The following is a 20,338-nucleotide window of genomic DNA, read 5'->3' as shown; positions in this document are numbered from 1 at the left end:
CCTGAGGGACCGCGAGTGGTAAAGGCCCTTCGATGCTCCTCCGTCGCCTCTCCGTGCGCTGGTCAGTGCGCCCTTGGGGGCGCTTCCCCGGTGCCACGGTCGTGCCCGGGCGACCCTTCCGTTTCTGATCGAACAGGATCGACAGTGACCGAAACAAGACCCCTGCCGATCGTCGCTCGTTTGTCGTCCGGGGTTTCGGGGAACGGCCGCTGGGCAGCCGCGCGAAAAGAAGCGAAGGAACTGGCTCCGTTTCCGGGCGGTTCCGGCGATCCGGCAAGCGAAGGGCTGAGCCGTGGCTTTCAAGGTGACCGACGTCGAACAGGGCGAGTGGGCTGTGCTCGGGGTGTCGGGCGAACTGGACCTGGTGACCTCGCCGGTGCTGCGCCAGCGGGTGCACGACGCGGTGGCCGACGGCCATCACAGCCTGGTGCTCGACCTCTCCGACGTCTTCTTCTGCGACTCCAGCGGGGTCGGCGTCCTCATCGCGGCCCGCCGCCTGATCCGCTCCTGCCGGGGCCGGCTGCGGCTGATACTGCCCGCCCAGGGTGCGAGTGACGGTTCTCACGTCAACCGGGTCCTCGGCGCCCTCGGCGTACGACGGCTGTTCGACGTGTACCCCGACATGGACAGCGCGGTCAGCGACGAGGAGGGCCCGCTCTCGGCGTAGCGGGCTCGCACCCTCCGAAGCCGGTGGGACGGCGGCCGCGACGCGCCCCCTATAGCCGACGATCACGACAGTGCCACATTGTTGTCGCAGAATTCCCCCGGTCTTGGCACAAGGGTCGTTTTCCCGCTCCCCGGCCGCCGCCCGCGTCGTACGCTCCCTGCGAGAGGAACCCCCACGTCACGTAAGGCGGCCCGAACACACATGGTCAGCACCGAGTACGAGCGACGGATCGCCGCCCGGTTCGCAACCTTCGACCAGGACGGCAACGGCTGGATCGACCGCGAGGACTTCAACTCGGCGGCCAAGGCACTGCTCGCCGAGTTCGGCCTCCCTGCCCGTTCCGACCAGGGCCAGGCCCTGTACGCCGGCGCGGAGGCCTTCTGGCAGGGCATGGCCGGCATGGCGGACCGCGACGGCGACCAGCGCATCACCCGCGAGGAGTTCGTGAGCGGCGCGGTCAAGCGGCTGCACGACAATCCCGACCGGTTCGGCGAGATCGCCCGCCCCTTCCTGCACGCGGCCCTCGCCCTCGCGGACACCGCGGGCGACGGCACGGCGACCGTCACCGACACCGTGCGCGTGCTGCGCGTCCTCGGGGTCCCGCCGGGGGTCGCACAGGCGGTCGCGGCCGGCCTCGACATCGACGGCGACGGGAAGGTCGCGGAGGCGGAGATCGTCCCGGCGTTCGCCCGCTACTTCACGATCCCGGAGTAGTACTCCCCGGCGCGGCCCCTCCTGGGCTTCCTGGTGCGGCCCCTCCCGGGCTTCCCGATGTGGACCCTCCTGGGCTTCCCGATGCGGGGGTTCCCGGGCTTTCCGGCGCGGCCCCTCCCGGGCTTTCCGACGCGGCGGTCCCCGGGCTTTCCGGCGCGTGAGCCTTCGCGGCCCCCGGTGTCGACGTCGTCGAGAAGCGGTCGCGCAGCTTGTACTTGAGTACCTTGCGCAGGGTCTCGTTGCGTGGGAGGGCGTCCACCACCTCCAGCCGCTCCGGCAGCTTGTGCACCGACAGCCCTTCCGCGCGCAGGTACGCCACCACCTCCGGGAGCGTCAACGCGGCCGCTCCCGGCGGCTGTTCGAGCACCGCGCACACCAGCTCCCCGCGCTCTGCGTCCGGCAGCCCCACCACCGCCGCGTCGCCGACCGCCGGATGCGCGGCGAGCAGATCCTCGATCTCCTTCGCCGAGATGTTCTCGCCCTTGCGGATGATCACGTCCTTGAGGCGGCCGGTGAGGACGAGGTGGCCGCTCTCGGTCATCTGCCCCAGGTCGCCGGTGCGCAGGAACCCCTCCTCGTCGAAGGCCTCGGCGGTCTGTGCCGGATCCAGATACCCCTGGCACACCGCCTCCCCGCGCAACCGGATCTCGCCGCCCGCGGCGATCCGTATCTCCATCCCCTCCGGCGGCTTCCCCTCGGTCGTCGCCAGGTTCTCCGCCGTGTCGTCCGGCGCCCCCATCGTGATCATCGGCACCTCGGTCATGCCGTACCCGTGTGTCAGCTGCACCCCCATCTCGCGCACCACCGCGTGGTACACCTCCGGCGGCTTGGGCGCCCCGCCGCCGGCCAGCAGCCGCAGTGAGGGAATCACCGGAACCCCCGGCTGCCTGCGCTGCTCCGCCAGGAACATCGAGTAGAACGCCGTCGACCCGCCCGCCACCGTCACGCCGTGCCTGCGGTACTCCGGCAGCGCGTCCGGCAGCGCGAACTGCTCGAACATGACCGCCGGGAAGCCGTACAACAGCAGCATCACCGTGTAGTCGGGGCCCGCGATGTGCGCGTACGGGAACGCCATCGAGCCCACGTCGGCTGCCGTGAGCCGCAGCGCGTGCGCCAGGCACGAACCGCCCGCGATCAGTGAACGGTCCGTGTGGAGAACGCCCTTGGGGTCCGAGGTGGTTCCCGAGGTCCAGTAGATCCACCGGACGGAGGTGCCCTCGGCGGGCGGGGCGGGCAGCACGGACGGATCGCCGTCGGGCAGTTCGTCGTACGCCTCGAAGATCCCCTTCGCGCCCAGCCGCCGGGCCATCTCCGTGTGGTCGAAGCCGCGCCACACGCCCGGTACGGCGAAGAACTCGGCCCGGGACTCGCGCAGGGCGAAGCCGACCTCGCGGTCCCGGTAGAAGGGGATGACGGGGCTCTGCACGGCACCCAGGCGGGCCAGCGCGAAGGACAGCACGGCCGTCTCGACGCGGGTGGGCAGCTGCCAGGCGACGACCGTGCCGGGGCGCACGCCCATGCCGTACAGCCCGGCCGCCGCGCGTTCGGCACGCGCGCGCAGGGCGCCGAAGGACAGCGTGCGGTCGCCCTGGAGGAACACCGGTCGGCCGGGGGTGAGTTCGGCGCGGCTGACGACCAGGTCCCAGAGCGTGCGGGAGGCGCTCAGTTCGTGTGCGGTGGCGTTCATGGAGTCCCCCTGCCAGCGGAACTGACGAGTCGTCAGATCGTAGGTGCTGGCACCTTGTCGGTCCAGGGGTGCGGGGCTAGCCTGCGAGATCTGACGAACCATCAGCTCCTTGGGGGTGTCTGCCGGTGGATCTGTCGTACACACCCGAGGAGGAGGACTTCCGGGCGCGGCTGCGGGAATGGCTCGCCAAGGTGCTCCCCGGCCTGCCGCCGAAGCCGCGACCCGAGGACTGGCCGGGCCGCCGCGCCTACGACCTCGGCTGGCAGCGGACGCTGTACGACGCCGGGTACGCCGACGTCCACTGGGACGCGTCCCCCACCATGCGGCTGATCTTCCTCGAGGAGACCGAGCGGGCCGGCGCGCCCTATGTCGGCGCCAACTTCGTGGGCCTGCTGCACGCGGGCCCCACCATCGCCGCCGAGGGCACCGAGGAGCAGCGGGCGCGCTGGCTGGCGCCGATCCTGCGTGGCGACGAGGTGTGGTGCCAGGGCTTCAGCGAACCGGGCGCCGGCTCCGACCTGGCGGCGCTGCGCACGCGCGCGTGGCGCGACGGGGACGACTACGTGGTGAGCGGATCCAAGATCTGGACCTCGCACGCGGAGGTCGCCGACTGGTGCGAGCTGCTGGTGCGCACGGACCCGGAGGCGCCCAGGCACCGCGGCATCAGCTGGCTGGCCATGCCCATGGCCGCGCCGGGCATCACCGTACGGCCGCTGCGCACGCTCGCCGGGTCGGCCGAGTTCGCCGAGGTGTTCCTCGACGAGGTGCGGGTGCCCGTGGCCAACCGGGTGGGCGCCGAGAACGACGGCTGGCGCGTCACCATGGTGACCCTCTCCTTCGAACGCGGCACCGCCTTCGTCGGCGAGGTCGTCGCCTGCCGCCGGGTGCTCGGCGACCTCGCGCGCGTGGCGCATGCGAACGGCACCTGGGACGACCCGGTGCTGCGCCGCCGCCTCGGCCGGCTGAACGCCGAGTTCCGGGCGCTGTGGCGGCTCACCCAGTGGAACGTCAGCGAGGCGGAGGGCCGGGGCGTGCCCGGCGTCGGCGGCTCGGTCTTCAAACTGCGCTACTCGCACGCACGGCAGGAGCTGTACGACGCGGCCGCCGCCGTGCTCGGCCCGGACGCCCTCGACCTGGACCGGCCGTGGGTCCTCGACCGGCTCTCCTCCCTCTCGTACACCATCGCGGCCGGGACCTCGCAGATCCAGCGGAACATCGTGGCCGAGCGGATCCTCGGACTGCCGAAGGGGCGGTGAGCGGGCGTGCGCTTTCAACTCAGCGGCGACCAGAAGGCGTTGCGGGACGGGATGCGGGAGCTGCTCGCACGCCGGTTCGACGGCGTGGCGCTGCGGGCGGCGGTCGGCGCGCCCGGCCTGGACCGGGGCCTGTGGCGGGAGCTGGGGGCGGCCGGGTTCTTCGCGCTGCGGCTGCCGGAGGCGGACGGCGGGGTCGGACTCGGGCTGCCTGAGGCGGTGTTGGTCTTCGAGGAGGCGGGCCGGGCCCTGCTGACCGGTCCGCTGGCGGCCACCCATCTCGCGGCGGCCGACGTCCCCGGCGCGGCCACCGGGGAGGCTGTGGTGGCCCGCGTGGACGGCGGCCTGGTGGAATGGCTGGCCGAGGCCGATGTCGTACGAGGGGACGCGTCGGGCGCCGTACCGCTGCGCTCCGTGGACCCGTTGACGCCCCTGCACCGGGTGCCGGCGGCGGCGGTCAGGAGTACGGCACCCGACCCGGTCGCCGTACTCCTGACCGCCGCCGAGCAGCTCGGCACCGCCACGCGCGCGTGCGAGCTCGCCGTGCAACACGCGCGGGCCCGCGAACAGTTCGGGCAGCCCATCGGGGCGTTCCAGGCGGTCAAGCATCTGTGCGCCGAGATGCTGGTGCGCGCCGAGACCGCGCGTGCGGCCGTCTACGCGGCCAGCGTGACCGCCGACCCGGTGGACATCGCGGCGGCCCGGCTGCTCGCCGACGAGGCCGCCGTGCGCGGCACTCGGGACTGTCTCCAGGTGCACGGCGGGATGGGCTTCACCTGGGAGGCGGAGGTGCATCTGCACATGAAAAGGGCCTGGCTGCGGGCTCAACGTGGTGGTGGGAACACGGAGAGTGAGGAGACACTCGCCGCCGAGTTGCTCGGGTGAGTGTTCGAAACTGCTCTGGTCTGCGCATTCGAGAGTCCGGGCGGCTGTGGTGTCACGGATCGTGGCATATCGGGATCACGGAGCGTTGATATCGGGTTGTGTCCAACGCGTGACTCGTCACGGCCTGGAGTCGGGTGTCCCCTCGGGTACCTTCTGTGGGATGCGAGTGGTTCCGAGGACGAGCCATGCCGGCGGTGCCGTCGAAGCGGCCCCGCGGCTCATGGTGCGTACCGCCGCTCGCAGGGCGGTAAGGGCTTGCGCCCCCGCCTGTTCGACTCCCCGCAGCGAGCGTCGCACAGTATGCCGTACGCGTAATCCTTCGCGTTGGAATATGCCCGAAGCGCTTGTTGGGGTGACTGTACGTCAACCATGCTGTCTCGTAAGGGAATCACGTTCCGTGACCCTTGCTCTGGCCGTTGTTCTGGCCATGCAGAAAATGGCTACGATCGTGGCCCTCGTCGCCCTTGTCGTCGCGGTCCTTGTCGTGGCGCTCGTTCGGCGCGGGTTCATGTGTCCGCCGGTTCGGATGGTGTGAGCGGTGCAGGTGCTTCAAGTGCAGCTGGAGATCCGGCCCGACCCCGCGGAGGTGGGACGGGCCAGGAGGTGGGCGCGCTCGCGCCTCGCCGGGTCCGGTATAGCGGCGGACGAGCCGCTGGCCGAGACGCTGATCCTGCTCGTCTCCGAGCTGGTCACCAACGCCGTGGTGCACACCGGCTGCCCGGCCGTGCTGCGGCTCTCGCTGCCGGGCGCGGACCGCGGCGGCGCCGAGGAGTCGGCCACCGTGCGGCTGGAGGTCGCCGACAGCAGCGACCGCGCGCCCGTGCCGCGGTGTGTCGACAGTGACGCGACCGGCGGCCGCGGTCTCGCCCTCGTCGACGGGCTCGCCGACCGCTGGGGCTGGAGCCCCGAAGGCGCCGGCAAGCGCATCTGGTGCGAACTCGACCGGTGTTCGGAACCCCGGCAGGGCGCGGCGGTGGCGTACGGAGGCGGCCTGGCCTCGTTCGAGGGGCTGGCGTTCGAGGCGGTGTGATCCCGGTGTGCGGTGATGCGCCGGGGAATGCATCCGTGCGCGCCCATGATGAACCGGGGCATACGTCCTAAAACCCCGAACGGGTGTTGACGCCTTGTGACCGTGTGCTCACGCTTGAGGTCTGCGATTCGCCGCGAGGGGACGGCGAGGGGCGGGACGCCCTCGTCGAGCGTGGGTCGAGCCGGACGGAGGCGCGCGGGACCGGGCTCGGGGCGGGCCGGTGCGCGCAGCCGTCCGGGTGCAGGGGGAATGGGGGAGGGGCGGTGTCACGCCGGTCTCGGCGTGACACCGACCTCGAGCGGCGACGGCGCGCGGACCTCGGAGAACGGCCGCGCGCGGACCTCAGAGCACCGCCACAGGGGCGACCGGGGTGCCCGTCGCCCCGACGAACGGCTCCGGCATCGCCGACAGCCAGAACGCGTACCGCCCGGTTTCTCCACAGGCTGTGGACAACTCTTCGAGATTCCAGTTCTGGCCCTGGAGCATCCCCATCTCCACCAGGTCCAGGGCGTGCACGGGCAGCCACAGGTCCTCGATCTCGGGCGGGAAGATCTCGAACGTGAGGGTGTCGTTGGCGACGGCGGCTACATCGCGCGCGTGGAACCACTCCGGGGTGCGCACCGACAGCCCCGGCGACGGATAGCCGTACCCGTGTTTGTCCCCGGCGAGATACACCTGCACCTGCCCGGTCCGCACCAGCACGATGTCACCGGCGCGGACCGTGGTCCCGGCCAGTTCCTCCGCCGCGTCGAGATCCTCGGGCGTGACCGCATGGCCGCCCGCCAGTCGCGCCACGCCACGCGCGCGTGCCACGTCCAGCAGCACCCCGCGCGAGACGATGTGCCGCGCCTTGTCGATCCCGCCGAACTCGGCACCGCCGTGCGCGGTGACGGTCCCCGCCGGGCGGCCGTTGTAGAGCTTTCCCGAGTGCGAGACATGGGTGAGCGCGTCCCAGTGGGTGCCGGCCTGCAGCCCCATGGTCACGGCGTCGTCGCTGCACGCCACCGTCCCGGGGCCGAAGAGTTCCTGGTTGATCTGCACCATGGAGTGCAGGGGGTTGACCCGTCCCGGGATCATGCCGGTCTGCACGCCGTCCTGCCGGAGCGGGAGGGCGAGCGGGACGCGGTGGCCGGTCCGGACGGTCGCCGCCGCCTCCCGCACCACCTCGTCGGTGATCAGGTTCAGCGTGCCGATCTCGTCGTCGGCGCCCCAACGCCCCCAGTTGTTGACGCGCTTGGCGATGTCGTGAAACGCCGAATGGGCTGTAGGCAGTGACATCCGGTTCCTCCCCGGGGCTTGTGTCCGCGCGTCCGGCGCGCCATAAAATCTAACGGTCCGTCAGAAACCGCGGGAAGGGGCCGGGCGTGGGGAACTTCTTGGCAGGCAAGGTCGTCGCCGTGACGGGTGCGGGGCGCGGGATCGGACGGGCGGTCGCGCTGGGAGCGGCGGCCGAAGGGGCGAAGGTCGTCGTCAACGACTACGGCGTCTCGGTCGACGGCGGATCGCCCACCAGCGAGGTCGCCGAGGCCGTCGTCAAGGAGATCGAGGCGGCGGGCGGGGACGCGGTCGCGGTGGCCGACGACATCTCCACGATGGCGGGCGGGCAGCGGGTCGTGGACACGGCGCTGTCGTCGTACGGCCGCCTCGACGGGGTCGTGTGCGTGGCCGGGATCCTGCGCGAGCGGATGCTGTTCAACATGTCCGAGGAGGAGTGGGACCCGGTGGTCGCCACCCACCTCAAGGGCACGTTCACGGTGTTCCGGGCGGCGTCGGCGGTGATGCGTTCCCAGCGCGCCGGCACGCTGATCGGCTTCACCAGCGGCAACCACCAGGGCTCGGTCTCGCAGGCCAACTACAGCGCGGCGAAAGGCGGGATCATCTCGCTGATGCGCAGTGCCGCGCTGGGCCTGCACAAGTACGGGGTGACCGCGAACGCGGTGGCGCCGGTGGCCCGGACCCGGATGTCGGCCGGGGTGCCGACGGAACTGACGGAGATCGGCGAACCGGAGGACGTCGCGGCGTTCGTGGTCTACCTGCTGTCGGACGCGGCGCGGGACGCGGAGATCACCGGGCAGGTGTACACGGTGGCCGGCCCGAAGATCGCGGTCTGGGCCCAGCCGAGGGAACTGCGCGCCGCGTACGCCGACGGTGGCTCCTGGACCCCTCAGCGCATCGCGGAGGTGCTGCCGGGGAGCGTGGGGGCGGATCCGATGCCGATGCTGGCACGGCTGACGGCGATGGAGACGGCGGCGCGGTCCGGAAGCCGGCCGAACGCCTAGGGGGCAGGGGGGTGCGGTGCGTGCGCGGGTGCGGCGTCGTTCGGGTTGTTCGCGCAGTTCCCCGCGCCCCTGGGCCGGCTGTCCGCACCGGCGTTCACGGTCCCCGCCCGCTGGGTCGGCTGTCCGCACGGGTGTCCACGGGTTCCGCGCCCGCTGGGTGTCCATACCGGTGTTCACGGGTTCCACGCCCGCTGGGTTGGCTGTCGCACGGGTGTTCACGGGTTCCGCGCCCGCTGGGTTGGCTGTCCGCACGGGTGTTCACGGTTTCCGCGCCTGCTGGGTCGGCTGTCCATACCGGTGTTCACGGGTTCCGCCCGCTGGGTCGTCGTTCAGCTCACCCGTTTCCGCGGTCCGCACACCCTGTCGGCACCTGGCTTCTCTTCGCCGCGACGGCGATCGGCCGAGACGGTGGTGTCCGGCGGATCTCGTACGGCCGTAGTCCCGACGTTTTTCTGGAGGTCACCGTGGAGTTCGGCTTCGCGCCGGAGGACGAGGCGTTTCGCCGTGAGGTCCGGGACTGGCTCGATGCGCATGCCAAGGGCGCTGCGGACCGGCGTGGTTGGGAGCGCGCTCTCGGTGCCGCCGGGTGGATCGGGCTCGGGTGGCCGGAGGGCGGGTACGGGAACCGGACCGCCACGCTCACCCAGCAGGTCGTCTGGGCCGAGGAGTACGCCCGGTCGGCCGCGCCCCCGCGTTCCGGGCACATCGGGGAGAACCTGCTCGCCCCGACGCTCATCGCCCACGGCAGCGACGCGCAGAAGGCGCGCTTCCTGCCGCCCGTCGCCGCCGGCGAGGAGCTGTGGTGCCAGGGGTACAGTGAGCCCGGCGCCGGTTCGGACCTCGCCGGTGTGCGGACCGCGGCCGTACGTGAGGCGGACGGCTACCGCATCACCGGACAGAAGATCTGGACCTCGCTCGCGCACGAGGCCGACTGGTGTTTCGTGCTCGCGCGGACCGAACCCGGCTCGCGGCGCCACCACGGACTCAGCTTCCTGCTCGTGCCCATGGACCAGCCGGGCCGCACAGAGGTCCGACCCATCCGCCAGCTGACCGGTACCAGCGACTTCAACGAGGTCTTCTTCGACGGGGCGCACGCGCGCCTGGAACATGTCGTCGGCGGCGAGGGCAACGGCTGGCGCGTCGCCATGAGCCTGCTCGGCTTCGAGCGCGGGGTGTCGACCCTCGCCCAGCAGATCGGGTTCGCCGAGGAACTGGGACGGGTGGTGCGGGACGCCGTGGCGACCGGCGCCGCCGACGATCCCGTCGTACGGGCGCGGCTCGTGCGGCAGTGGGCCGAGCTGCGGGTCATGCGCTGGAACGCCCTGCGCACGCTGGGGAGTTCGGCCGCCGAGCCGGGCGCGCCCAGCGTGGCCAAGCTGCTGTGGGCCGGCTGGCACCAGCGGCTCGGGGAGCTCGCCGTGCTGGTGCGGGGCGCCGGCGCGAGCGTCGGCCCGGCCGACTGGTCGGCCGCCGCCCCGTACGAACTGGACACCGCCCAGCACCTGTTCCTGTTCTCCCGGGCCGACACCATCTACGGCGGCTCCGACCAGGTCCAGCGCACGATCATCGCCGAGCGCGTGCTCGGTCTGCCGAGGGAACCGAAGGGGGTCGAGTCGTGATGCGTGGTGTGGTGTTCGACGGGAAACAGGTGCAGGTCGTCGACGATCTGGATGTCCGGGAACCGGGGGCCGGGGAGGTACTGGTCTCCGTCGCGGCGGCCGGGCTGTGCCACAGCGATCTGTCCGTGGTGGACGGGACCATACCCTTCCCCGTCCCTGTGGTGCTCGGCCATGAGGGTGCCGGAGTGGTGGAGGCGGTCGGTGTGGGCGTCAGCCATGTCGCGCCCGGGGACCATGTGGCGCTGTCCACCCTCGCCAACTGCGGCGCCTGCGCCGACTGTGACCGTGGCCGGCCCACCATGTGCCGCAAGGCCATAGGGCGGCCGCAGAAGCCGTTCACGCGCGGCGGCCGGCCCGTCTACCAGTTCGCGTCCAACTCGGCGTTCGCGGAACGGACGGTCGTCAAGGCCGTGCAGGCGGTACGGATTCCGAAGGACATCCCGCTGACCTCGGCCGCCCTCATCGGCTGCGGCGTACTGACCGGGGTGGGCGCCGTACTGAACCGCGCCCGCGTCGACCGCGGCGACACCGTGCTGGTCATCGGCACCGGCGGGATCGGGCTCAACGTCATCCAGGGCGCCCGGATCGCGGGAGCGCTGCGGATCGTGGCCGTGGACGCCAACCCGGCCAAGGAGGAGGTGGCCCGGCAGTTCGGCGCCACCGACTTCCTGACCTCGACGGACGGCGTCAAGGACCTGCTGCCGACCGGCGTGGACCACGCGTTCGAGTGCGTCGGCCGGGTCGAACTGGTCCGGCAGGCCGTCGACCTCCTGGACCGGCACGGCCAGGCCGTCCTCCTCGGCACCCCCGCGGCCACCGCGGAGGCGTCCTTCGTCGTCGCCTCGATGTTCCTCGACAAGTCCATCCTCGGCTGCCGCTACGGCTCCTCCCGCCCCCAGCGGGACATCGCCCTGTACGCCGAGCTGTACCGCCAAGGGCGCCTGATGCTCGACGAGCTGGTGACCGAGACCTACCCGGCGGAGGACTTCGAGAAGGCCCGCGCCGACGCGGAGGCGGGGCGGGTGGCACGGGGAGTGCTGACGTTCTAGGGAGCGTGTGGGGCGGGTTGTCCACAGCGGCGGGAAAACCCCCTCGGCGTTGTCGGCGCACCCCTCTACCGTCGTCCCATGCCTTACCGTGACGTCGCGTCCAAGCAGGTCCTGATCTGGGCCGGTACCGCCGTGGGTGCCCGTACGCCGGTCGCCATGGCCCCGCTGGCCCTGGTGTTCCTGGTGCGTGAGCGCCCCGGCGGCTACTCGCTGGGCGCGCTGCTCGCGGCGGCCTATGTGATCGGCGAGATCGTGGGCGCCCCCGTGCTCGGGATGCGGCTGCGCCCCGGGCGGGCCCGCGCGCACCTGGCCGCCGGCCTCGCCACCGGCGCCGCCGGATTCGCCGGGCTCGGCCTGTTCCCGGACGCGCATCCGGCCGTCCTCGCCGTCCTCGCGTTCGTCGCCGGTGCCGCACCGGCCGCCGCCACCGGAGGCCTGCGCACCCTGCTCACCCACCTCGTCCCGGAGCGCTCGGCGGCGCAGGCACTGTCCGTCGAGTCGATGGTGACGGCCGCTGTGTGGGCGGTCTCCCCGGCCGCGGTGGCCGGCCTGGCCCTCGGTGTCGCCCCCGGCGCCCCGTTGCGGCTCGCGGCCGTTCTCATGGCCTCCTCAGTGGCCGCACTGTGGCTCCTGCCGGCGGCCTGGGGCGCGGACGAGCGGTCGGACGTACCCCTGGCGCGGGTCCTGGCCGGTGCCTGGCCGGTGTACGTCACGGGCGCGGCCGGCCTGACCCTGCTCGGGCTGTCCGAACTCGTGCTGCCCGCCCTGCTGGAACAGCGCGGGATCGGGGTCGGCTGGTCGGGGCCGTTGCTGACCGGGATGGCGGTGGGCGGCGGGCTCGGCGCGTTCCTGCACGGCCTGCGCGGCTGGCCGGGGCGGCTGCGTACCCACAGCTTGGTGCTGACGACCGGCATGGCGTTCTGTGTGACGCTCGCGGCGCTGATACCGCGCACGGCGGGGATCGCGTCCGCGCTCGTCGTCGCAGGCATCCTCCAGTCGGCCGCGATGCTCACCCGCAACCTGTCGCTGCGCGAGGCACTCCCGCCGCGCGCCCACGCCGCCGGCTACTCCGTCATGTACGCGGCCGCGGGCGCCGGTTACGCGGCGACCGGCTCCCTCGCCGGTGGCCTGCTGCGGGTGGTGGCGCCGTCCACGGCCGTCCTGGCCGGAGTGGGCGTGACCCTGGCGCTCAGCGGGATCGGCTGGTGGGGCGAGAAACGGCGGGCCGGGAGGTCAGCGGAGGCTGTCGGCGATGTCGCGGCGACGGGCTTCGCCGGTGCCGGTCCGGAAGGTCCGGCGGTAGGCGGTCGGGGTGACGCCGAGCGCTGTCTGTAGGTGCTGCCGCATCGACTGGGCCGTGCCGAAGCCGGCGTCCCGGGCCACCTGGTCCATCGAGAGCTCGGTGGACTCCAGGAGGTGACGGGCGCGTTCGACGCGCTGCTGGGTGAGCCACTGGCCGGGGCTGATGCCGGTCTCCTCGCGGAAGCGGCGCGTGAAGGTCCGTACCGACATGGCCTCCTGCTCGGCCATGTCCCGCAGCTGGATGGGCTCGTGCAGGCGGGCGAGGGCCCAGGCGCGGGCAGTCGTGGTGCCGGCGACCTGCGGGTCGGGGACCGGCCGGTGGATGTACTGGGCCTGGCCGCCGTCCCGGTGCGGGGGTACGACCGTACGGCGGGCCACCTCGTTGGCGACGGCCGTACCGTGGTCGCGGCGGACCATGTGCAGGCACAGGTCGATGCCGGCGGCCACCCCGGCGGAGGTCAGCACGTCCCCGTCGTCGATGAACAGGACGTCCGCGTCCACCTTGACCTGCGGGAACAGCCGCTGGAGATGGTCCGCTTCGGCCCAGTGCGTGGTCGCGCGGCGGCCGTCCAGGTAACCGGCGGCGGCCAGCACGTAGACGCCGGTGCAGATGGAGGCGAGGCGGGTGCCGGGGCGGATGCGGGCGAGGGCGGCGGCCAGTTCGGGGGTGAGGACGCCCTGCTCGAAGACCGGGCCCAGCTCGTACGACGCCGGGATGACCACCGTGTCGGCGGTGGCCAGCGCCTCCGGGCCGTGCGGCACGTGGACCGCGAAGTCGGCGTCGGTCTCGACCGCTCCCGGCGGCCGGACCGAGCAGGTCACCACCTCGTACAGGTACCGTCCCCGCGCGTCCCTGGGCCGGCCGAAGATGCGGTGCGGGATGCCCAGTTCGAAGGGGAGCAGACCGTCGAGGGCGAGGACGACGACGCGGTGCGGGCGGAAGCCGGGGTCACTGCTCATGGCCCGATCCTAGCGAATACTGTCCTTCGGGCCACTCGATGGAGCGGTCCGCTCGGCCGAAGCTTTATGGCGTGACCCAGACAAGCGAAGCCGCACCCGTCGTCGAGGACTCGAGGCCGACCCGCTCCCCGCGCATCCACCGTGCCTGGTTCGTCGCCGCCGTCACCTTCGTCACGATCGTCGGCGCGGCGGCCTTCCGCTCCTTGCCCGGCCTGCTCATCGACCCCCTGCACCAGGAGTTCGGCTGGTCGCGCGGCACGATCGGCGCGGCCGTCTCCGTCAACCTCGCGCTGTACGGGCTCACCGCGCCGTTCGCGGCCGCGCTGATGGATCGTTTCGGCATCCGCCGGGTGGTGGCCGTGGCCCTGACCGTGATCGCGGTCGGCTCGGGCCTGACCGTGTGGATGACGGCGGCCTGGCAACTGGTGCTGTGCTGGGGCCTGCTGGTCGGCCTCGGCTCCGGCTCGATGGCCCTCGCCTTCGCCGCCACGGTCACCAACCGCTGGTTCAGCACGCGGCGCGGCCTGGTCAGCGGCATCCTCACCGCCGGCTCGGCCTCCGGCCAGCTGATCTTCCTGCCGCTGCTGTCCTGGATGGTCGAGCGGTACGACTGGCGCCCGGCCGCCGTCACCGTCGCCCTCGCCGCCCTCGCGGTCGTCCCCTTCGTCTGGCTGCTGCTGCGCGACCACCCGGCCGACGTGGGCCTGAAGCCGTACGGCGCGGCGGACTTCGTACCGAAGCCGGCGCCGGTCACCGGAGCCGCGCGCCGGACGGTCGGGGTGCTGCTCTCCGCCGTCCGCACCGGGCCCTTCTGGCTGCTCGCCGGCACCTTCGCGATCTGCGGCGCCTCCACCAACGGCCTGGTCCAGACCCACTTCGTGCCCGCCGCCCACGACCACGGCCTGCCGGTCACCACGGCGGCCTCGCTGCTCGCGGTCATCGGCGTCTTCGACGTCGTCGGCACGATCGCCTCCGGCTGGTTCACCGACCGCTTCGAACCCCGCCGGCTGCTCACCGTCTACTACGCCCTGCGCGGCCTCTCCCTCCTCTTCCTGCCGATGCTGCTGGGCCCCGCCATCCACCCGCCGATGATCTTCTTCATCGTCTTCTACGGCCTCGACTGGGTCGCCACCGTCCCGCCCACCCTGGCCCTGTGCCGGGAGCACTACGGCGAGGACAGCGCCATCGTCTTCGGCTGGGTCCTCGCCTCCCACCAGATCGGCGCGGCCCTCGTCGCCTACCTCGGCGGTGTCGCCCGCGACGTCTTCGGCACGTACGACATGGTCTGGTACGCCTCCGGTGCCCTGTGCGCGGCGGCGGCCCTGATGGCCCTGGTGATCCGGCGCCGGCCGGCGGCCGAGGTACCCGCCCTGGCCGTCTAGCGAGATGTGGTACCCGCCCTGGCCGTCTAGAGAGGCCTCTGGCCGTCCGCTCCGAGCCCGGTGAACCGTCCGCGGTGGAACAGCAGCGGCGCCTGCTCCGGATCGCCGGCCGTGCCCAGCGCGTTCACCCGGCCCACCACGATCAGGTGGTCGCCCCCTGTGTGGACGGCGTGGATCGCGCAGTCGATCCAGGCGGCGGCGCCGGTCAGGCGGGGTGCGCCGGACACCGGGGCGGTGTCGTACGCGACGCCCGCGAACTTGTCCGCGCCGCTCACCGCGAAGGCGCGGCACAGCTCGCCCTGGCCCGCGCCGAGGACGTTGACGCAGAAGACGCCCGCGCGGGCGATACGCGGCCAGGTGGCCGACGTACGGCCGACCATGAAGCAGATCAGCGGCGGGTCGAGGGAGAGGGAGGAGAAGGACTGGCAGGCGAAACCCGCGGGGGACGGTTCACCTTCGGCGGCCGGTGAGGTGACAACGGTCACTCCGGTCGCGAAGTTCCCCAGTACCCGCCGGAACTCCGTCGGGTCGACCGGCGCCCGCTCGTCCGCGCGTACACACCGCAACTCCGGGCGCGGCAACGCCTCCACGGGCCCCGGTGAGGGGGCCGACCTGAGGTAGCGGACAGCGGCCGCGGCCGCCCCTGCGTGTCCCATCATCCCTTCATTGAAGCTGACGGCACGTCAGATGGGAAGGTCGGTGCCGGATGCCTTACGACTGCTTCCTGCGCCGCGCCCATGGATGGGAGAGGCACGTGACCTGCGCGGCGCACGGCTTCGTGACCGGTTCGGTGACCGGCGGCCGGTCCGTTCGGCCGGTGATCCGAACGCGGCGGCCGCGCCGGCGGCCGGGCTGCCGACGTTCTTCGGGCGGTACGGCGGCCGGCCTCACCGTCCCCGGAACTCCGGGCTTCTGCGCTCCACGAAGGCCCGCAGGCCCTCCTGGGCGTCCCGCGTCGTCATGTTGATCTCCTGGGCGGCGGACTCGGCCGCGAAGGCGGCTGCCCGGTCGCCGTCCAGGGACGCGTTGACCAGCTGCTTCGTCAGGGCGAGGGTGCGCGTCGGGCCGGTGGCGAGCCGGACGGCCCAGTCCCGTGCCGTCTTGGCCAACTCCTCGTCCGGTACGACCCGGTTGACCAGGCCCAGTCGTTCGGCCTCCGGCGCGGAGAGGGCGTCGCCGAAGAACATCAGCTCCTTGGCGCGGTGCGGGCCGAGCAGACGGGGGAGGAGATAGGCGCCGCCGCCGTCGGGGACCAGGGCGCGGCGGACGAACACCTCGATGAAACGGGCGGATTCGGCGGCCAGGACCAGGTCGCAGGCGAACGCGAGATGGGCGCCGAGGCCGGCGGCGGTGCCGTTGACCGCCGCGATCACCGGCTTCTCGCAGTCGAGGACGGCGGCGACGAGACGCTGGGCGCCGAGCCGGATGGTGCGGGCCACGTCGCCGGGGAGGCGTTCGGCCGTGGTGCCGCCGCGGAGGTCGGCGCCCGCGCAGAAACCCCGGCCGGTTCCGGTGACCACCACGGCCCGTACCGCGGGGTCCGCGGATGCCGCGGAAAGCAGGTGGATGATGCGTTCTCGCTGGTCAGGGGTGATGGCGTTGAGTGCCTCGGGGCGGTTGAGGGTGATCTGCGCGACCTGGTTGTCAGTGGCGTGCAGTACCAATGACTCAACAGGAATTTCCGGCTCTTCGGTCTTTGCGGGCTCACGGGGGGAATGGGACATGTTCATCTCAGCGGCACACCGCCAGCGCGTCGAGCGCCACCGCGCCCTGCCCCTCGGGCAGCACCATCAGGGGGTTGATGTCGAGTTCGGCGAGCTGGTCGCCGAGTTCCAGGGCCATCCGCTGGACGCGCAGGACCACCTCGACGAGCGCTTCGACGTCGGCCGGCGGCCGCCCCCGGACCCCGTCCAGCAGGGCCCGCCCGCGCAGTTCGGCGAGCATGCCCCGGGCCTGCTCCTCGCCGAACGGCGGCACGCGTACGGCGGCGTCGTGCAGGACCTCGACCAGGACCCCGCCCAGCCCCACGGTCACCGTCGGGCCGAACAGGGCGTCGTGCGTGACCCCGACCACCATCTCCACGCCCCGCTCGACCATCTGGCAGACCAGCACACCGTCGAGGGTGACGCCCTCGTAGCGGGCGATGTCGGTCAGCTCCCGGTAGGCGTCCCGGACCTGGCTGGCCGAGGTCAGCCCGATCTTCACCAGGCCCAGCTCGGTCTTGTGGGCGATCTGCGCGCCGGACGCCTTCATCACCACCGGGTACCCGACCAGGCCCGCCGCACGCACGGCGGCGGCCGCGCTGGTCACCAACTGCTCGCGCGGCACCCGTATGCCGTACGCGCGCAGCAGCTGCTTCGCCGCGTGCTCGCTCAGCTGCTGCCCCGGCCGCATCAGCGCGAGCGCCTTGCGGAAGGAGGGCGAGGGCGTGCGCGGAGCCTCGTCGAAGGGGGAGTGGTAGGCGCGGACGAAGCGGTGGTGGTCGAGGTAGGCGCGGACGGCGGTGAGGCAGTTGCCGACCGTGCGGAAGGTGGCCACCCGGGAGGAGCCCAGCAGGACCTCGCGGTAGGCGGGTTCGGTGCCCACCGGCGAACCCCACACCACGCACACCAGCTTGTCGGTCGCCTCGGCCGCGTCGACCAGATCCCGCACGAGCCGGTCGCTGAGCGGCGGGAAGGGGCCGGTGATCGGGCAGATCAGCACCCCGACCTCGGGGTCGGCGAGGATCGCGTCGATGATCTTCCGGCCGCGCCAGTCGCCCACCGGATGACCGCCGTTGTCGACCGGGTTGGCCACGCTCAGATACTCCGGTATCCACTGGTGCAGCTCGGCCTGCCGTGCCTCGGACAGCACCGGCAGCTTCAGCCCCAGGCCGGACGCCAGGTCGGCGACGTGCGCACCCGTGCCGCCCGAGATCGAACAGACGACCACCCCGTCGGCGCGCGGCGGCCGGGCCCGGGCCAGCAGGGCGGCGGTGTCCTGGAGTTCGTCGAGGCCGTCGACACGGATCACCCCGTACTGGCGCAGCGCCGCGTCGATCACGTCGTCCGCGCCGGTCAGCTTGCCGGTGTGGGAGGCGGCGGTGCGGGCGCCGGCCTCGGTGCGGCCGACCTTCACGGCGACCACCGGCACCTGGCGGCGGGCCGCGCGGTCGGCGGCCAGCAGGAAGGCGCGGCCGTCCTTGAGGCCCTCGACATAGCAGGCGATGGCGCCGACCTCAGGGCGCTCGGCGAAGTAGGAGATGAAGTCGGCGGTCTCCAGGTCGGCCTCGTTGCCGGTGGGCGCCCAGTGCGAGAGGCGGATGCCGAGTTCCTGGGCGGCGAACACGGGCCGCCCCTGGTGACCCGACTGGGTGATCAGCGCGATCGCCGGTCCGTCCAGGTCGTCCCGGAAGCGCTCGAAGGCGTTCAGGTTGGTGTTCGGGCCGAGCAGCCGCAGCCCGGAGCGGCGTACGGCGGCCGCGAGCCGGACCTGGGCCGCGGCCCCCTCCTCGCCGGTCTCGGCGAACCCGGAGGCGAAGGCGACGGCGAACCGCACCTTGGCCTCGGCCAGTTCCTCGAGCACCGGAAGGGGGTCGGCGACCAGGAGTACGGCGAGGTCGACCTGCTCGGGCAGGTCGGCGACGGAAGGAGCGCAGGCGATGCCGAAGACCGACGGCCGGCCCGGATGCACCGGGTGCACCCGGGCCCCGACCCGCTCGGCCCAGTCGAGGATCTGCCGGGTGATACCGGTGTTGGGCCGCCCCTCGGCGTCCGAGGCGCCGATCACGGCGACGGACTCGGGCCGGAAGAACCTGTCCAGATCCGGTACGTCCGCGTACAGCGGCCGTCCGCTGACGTCCTGCTCGTCCGCGTCGGCCGTCCGGCCGTGGACGGCGGGCCCGGGTCGCTGCTCACCGCAGGCGATGACCCGGGCCCGGCGGGAGTCGGTGGTGAGGGTGCCGTGGGTTGATCCAAGCATCGTTCCGCCCGCTCCTGTGTGACAGCCCAATTAACTGACGCTGTGTCAGATTACTGAACTGACGCTGCGTCAGGAACTGGTCTGCACGCAAAGTTGAGACCGAAAGCGCTCCTGGCCTCTCCCGTCACCGCCGGCGGGGGTGCCCGGCACGTCCTGCGGCACCCGCTCGCCCGGCCGCACAGCACCGCCCCGCCCCACGGATCCGCGACCCTAGAAACCCTCATTGTCCCAGCGCCGCGGCGTGCCGGAGGGGGGAGATTCGGCCTCGTCCCCGAGCTTGTCCCCGGGCTTGTCCCCGGGCTTGTCCCCGAGGCGGTCGGCGCAGCCTGCCGGGACGGCGGCCTACGCCGTCCGTCGGCGCTTGGCGACCGCCTTCGCGATCTTCTCCGCGTCGATCGCCATCTCCCGGAACATGCCGCTGATGGGGTTGGTGTAGCCGGTGAAGTAGAGGCCGGGGGCGTTCTTCGGGGTGCGGGGGCCGTGGGTGACCGGGTGGCCGCGGTCGTCGAGGACGTCGAGGTGGCCGACCAGGTCCTCCAGCGCGCGCACGTATCCGGTCGCGGCGATCACCGTGTCGGGGGAGACGAGGGTGCCGTCGGCGAGGGTGACCTTGCCGTCCTCGAAACCGTCGACGGCGGCCACGATCTCCACCTTCCCCTCCCGCACCGCGTCGACGAGGCCGACGTCCAGGATCGGGATGGCACCCTGCCTGACCCGGCTGTAAAGGCCGGTGTCGGGGCGGGGCAGGCCCTGGGCGGCCAGGTCCGGCACGCTGACCTTGGCCATCGTGCGGGCCAGCCGGTCGACGAGGGACACCGGGAGGCGTCGTACCAGGATCGAGTTGTACTGGGCGGCCCAGCCGGCGGTGGAACGGCGCACGACGTGCGGGACCGTGCGGACGGCGAGCCGTACCCGGGAGGCGCCGCCCGCCACCAGGTCGACGGCGATCTCGGCGCCGGTGTTGCCGGCGCCGACGACGAGGACGTCCTGCCCGGCGAAGGGCGCGGCGTTCCGGTACTCGCCGGCGTGCAGGAACCGGCCGCCGTAGGAGGCCAGGCCGGGCCAGCCCGGGATGCGCGGGGTGTGGTTGAAGCCGGTGGCGACCACCACCGCGGAGCCGGTCAGCTCCCGGCCGCCGGAGGCGTGCAGCAGCCAGCCGTCGCCGTCGGACGAGCGCTCCACCCGGGAGACCTCGACGCCGGTGACGATCTCCAGTTCGTGGTGCTCGGCGTACTTCTCCAGATAGCGCACCACGTCGTCGCGGGAGACCCAGCGGCCGAAGCGGCGCGGCATGGGCAGCCCGGGCAGCGCGGAGAGACGGCGGGTGGTGTGCAGACGCAGGCGGTCGTAGTGGTGGCGCCAGGAGGAGCCGACGTCGTCGGACTTCTCCAGGACGACGGCGCGGATGCCCCGGGCTCGCAGCGCGTACGCGGCGGCTAGCCCTCCGGGGCCGGCGCCGATGACGTAGACGGGCGAGACGGTGGGGGGAAACACGGCCATGGGCGGGAGCGTAATCACGCGTCACGTTGATGGGTCTCGGTCAAGACCGGA

17 protein-coding genes are annotated in these 20,338 nt (G+C 72.6%); 10 read left to right on the top strand and 7 right to left on the bottom strand.

Annotated elements, in window-relative coordinates:
• The first annotated feature begins 292 nt into the window (after positions 1-292).
• Together AB0D59_RS05595 and AB0D59_RS05590 are read left to right on the top strand one after the other, a co-directional pair.
• Complete coding sequence (locus tag AB0D59_RS05595) at positions 293-667, top strand: STAS domain-containing protein (protein WP_362561152.1); 375 nt, start codon at positions 293-295, stop codon at positions 665-667.
• 201 nt (positions 668-868) lie between these two features.
• On the top strand, positions 869-1,381 hold the full coding sequence (locus AB0D59_RS05590) for an EF-hand domain-containing protein (RefSeq protein WP_362561149.1): 513 nt from the start codon (positions 869-871) through the stop codon (positions 1,379-1,381).
• Here the strand turns inward: AB0D59_RS05590 and AB0D59_RS05585 are convergent.
• Positions 1,365-3,068 carry an AMP-binding protein gene (locus tag AB0D59_RS05585; RefSeq protein ID WP_362561147.1) on the bottom strand — a complete coding sequence of 568 codons (1,704 nt, stop codon included), beginning with the start codon at positions 3,066-3,068 and terminating at the stop codon, positions 1,365-1,367. The genes AB0D59_RS05590 and AB0D59_RS05585 overlap by 17 nt on opposite strands.
• Before the next feature lie 125 nt (positions 3,069-3,193).
• On the opposite strand from AB0D59_RS05585, the gene AB0D59_RS05580 reads away from it, so the two are divergent.
• The 3 genes from AB0D59_RS05580 (at position 3,194) to AB0D59_RS05570 (ending at position 6,236) form a co-directional block, all read left to right on the top strand.
• On the top strand, positions 3,194-4,324 hold the full coding sequence (locus tag AB0D59_RS05580; protein WP_362561145.1) for an acyl-CoA dehydrogenase family protein: 1,131 nt from the start codon (positions 3,194-3,196) through the stop codon (positions 4,322-4,324).
• A gap of 6 nt (positions 4,325-4,330) precedes the next feature.
• Entirely contained in the window at positions 4,331-5,206 is an 876-nt protein-coding gene (locus AB0D59_RS05575) for an acyl-CoA dehydrogenase (protein ID WP_362561143.1), read from the top strand.
• Between the two features lie 553 nt (positions 5,207-5,759).
• Positions 5,760-6,236 carry an ATP-binding protein gene (locus AB0D59_RS05570; protein WP_362561704.1) on the top strand — a complete coding sequence of 159 codons (477 nt, stop codon included), beginning with the start codon at positions 5,760-5,762 and terminating at the stop codon, positions 6,234-6,236.
• Between the two features lie 342 nt (positions 6,237-6,578).
• Here AB0D59_RS05570 and AB0D59_RS05565 read toward each other — a convergent pair whose 3' ends face one another.
• Complete coding sequence (locus tag AB0D59_RS05565; protein ID WP_362561141.1) at positions 6,579-7,514, bottom strand: cyclase family protein; 936 nt, start codon at positions 7,512-7,514, stop codon at positions 6,579-6,581.
• An 86-nt stretch (positions 7,515-7,600) separates the two neighbouring features.
• Between AB0D59_RS05565 and AB0D59_RS05560 the strand changes: the two genes are divergently transcribed.
• From AB0D59_RS05560 to AB0D59_RS05545, 4 genes are all read left to right on the top strand, one after another.
• Positions 7,601-8,515: an SDR family NAD(P)-dependent oxidoreductase gene (locus AB0D59_RS05560; RefSeq protein WP_362561139.1), complete on the top strand. Its 915-nt coding sequence runs from the start codon at positions 7,601-7,603 to the stop codon at positions 8,513-8,515.
• Between the two features lie 464 nt (positions 8,516-8,979).
• On the top strand, positions 8,980-10,134 hold the full coding sequence (locus AB0D59_RS05555; protein WP_362561136.1) for an acyl-CoA dehydrogenase family protein: 1,155 nt from the start codon (positions 8,980-8,982) through the stop codon (positions 10,132-10,134).
• Positions 10,134-11,183: a Zn-dependent alcohol dehydrogenase gene (locus tag AB0D59_RS05550; protein ID WP_362561701.1), complete on the top strand. Its 1,050-nt coding sequence runs from the start codon at positions 10,134-10,136 to the stop codon at positions 11,181-11,183. Before AB0D59_RS05555 ends, AB0D59_RS05550 begins: the two co-directional genes overlap by 1 nt.
• Positions 11,184-11,261: 78 nt before the next feature.
• A complete protein-coding gene (locus AB0D59_RS05545) occupies positions 11,262-12,518 on the top strand; it encodes an MFS transporter (protein WP_362561134.1) in 1,257 nt (418 codons plus the stop codon).
• On the opposite strand, the gene AB0D59_RS05540 is transcribed toward AB0D59_RS05545, so the two are convergent.
• Positions 12,417-13,445, bottom strand: coding sequence for a helix-turn-helix domain-containing protein (locus AB0D59_RS05540; RefSeq protein WP_362561132.1), 1,029 nt, complete (start codon positions 13,443-13,445; stop codon positions 12,417-12,419). The genes AB0D59_RS05545 and AB0D59_RS05540 overlap by 102 nt on opposite strands.
• A gap of 71 nt (positions 13,446-13,516) precedes the next feature.
• Between AB0D59_RS05540 and AB0D59_RS05535 the strand changes: the two genes are divergently transcribed.
• Entirely contained in the window at positions 13,517-14,827 is a 1,311-nt protein-coding gene (locus AB0D59_RS05535; protein WP_362561129.1) for an MFS transporter, read from the top strand.
• Between the two features lie 26 nt (positions 14,828-14,853).
• On the opposite strand, the gene AB0D59_RS05530 is transcribed toward AB0D59_RS05535, so the two are convergent.
• From AB0D59_RS05530 to AB0D59_RS05515, 4 genes are all read right to left on the bottom strand, one after another.
• Complete coding sequence (locus AB0D59_RS05530) at positions 14,854-15,483, bottom strand: flavin reductase family protein (protein WP_362561699.1); 630 nt, start codon at positions 15,481-15,483, stop codon at positions 14,854-14,856.
• Positions 15,484-15,714: 231 nt separating this feature from the next.
• On the bottom strand, positions 15,715-16,551 hold the full coding sequence (locus tag AB0D59_RS05525) for an enoyl-CoA hydratase-related protein (protein WP_362561127.1): 837 nt from the start codon (positions 16,549-16,551) through the stop codon (positions 15,715-15,717).
• 7 nt (positions 16,552-16,558) lie between these two features.
• Positions 16,559-18,787 carry an acetate--CoA ligase family protein gene (locus AB0D59_RS05520; protein WP_362561124.1) on the bottom strand — a complete coding sequence of 743 codons (2,229 nt, stop codon included), beginning with the start codon at positions 18,785-18,787 and terminating at the stop codon, positions 16,559-16,561.
• Between the two features lie 342 nt (positions 18,788-19,129).
• On the bottom strand, positions 19,130-20,287 hold the full coding sequence (locus tag AB0D59_RS05515) for an NAD(P)/FAD-dependent oxidoreductase (RefSeq protein WP_362561123.1): 1,158 nt from the start codon (positions 20,285-20,287) through the stop codon (positions 19,130-19,132).
• Between the last annotated feature and the right edge of the window lie 51 nt (positions 20,288-20,338).

Source organism: Streptomyces sp. NPDC048417 (assembly GCF_040651615.1).
Taxonomy (GTDB): Bacteria; Actinomycetota; Actinomycetes; order Streptomycetales; family Streptomycetaceae; genus Streptomyces.
This window is presented reverse-complemented; position numbering and strand designations above follow the sequence as displayed.

What these genes read in the sequence shown, in the direction of transcription:
- AB0D59_RS05520 (WP_362561124.1), bottom strand. Translation starts at nt 18,787, where the DNA reads ATGCTTGGATCAACCCACGGCACCCTCACCACCGACTCCCGCCGGGCC.
- AB0D59_RS05540 (WP_362561132.1), bottom strand. Translation starts at nt 13,445, where the DNA reads ATGAGCAGTGACCCCGGCTTCCGCCCGCACCGCGTCGTCGTCCTCGCC.
- AB0D59_RS05525 (WP_362561127.1), bottom strand. Translation starts at nt 16,551, where the DNA reads ATGTCCCATTCCCCCCGTGAGCCCGCAAAGACCGAAGAGCCGGAAATT.
- AB0D59_RS05545 (WP_362561134.1), top strand. Translation starts at nt 11,262, where the DNA reads ATGCCTTACCGTGACGTCGCGTCCAAGCAGGTCCTGATCTGGGCCGGT.
- AB0D59_RS05530 (WP_362561699.1), bottom strand. Translation starts at nt 15,483, where the DNA reads ATGGGACACGCAGGGGCGGCCGCGGCCGCTGTCCGCTACCTCAGGTCG.
- AB0D59_RS05590 (WP_362561149.1), top strand. Translation starts at nt 869, where the DNA reads ATGGTCAGCACCGAGTACGAGCGACGGATCGCCGCCCGGTTCGCAACC.
- AB0D59_RS05565 (WP_362561141.1), bottom strand. Translation starts at nt 7,514, where the DNA reads ATGTCACTGCCTACAGCCCATTCGGCGTTTCACGACATCGCCAAGCGC.
- AB0D59_RS05515 (WP_362561123.1), bottom strand. Translation starts at nt 20,287, where the DNA reads ATGGCCGTGTTTCCCCCCACCGTCTCGCCCGTCTACGTCATCGGCGCC.
- AB0D59_RS05550 (WP_362561701.1), top strand. Translation starts at nt 10,134, where the DNA reads ATGCGTGGTGTGGTGTTCGACGGGAAACAGGTGCAGGTCGTCGACGAT.
- AB0D59_RS05585 (WP_362561147.1), bottom strand. Translation starts at nt 3,068, where the DNA reads ATGAACGCCACCGCACACGAACTGAGCGCCTCCCGCACGCTCTGGGAC.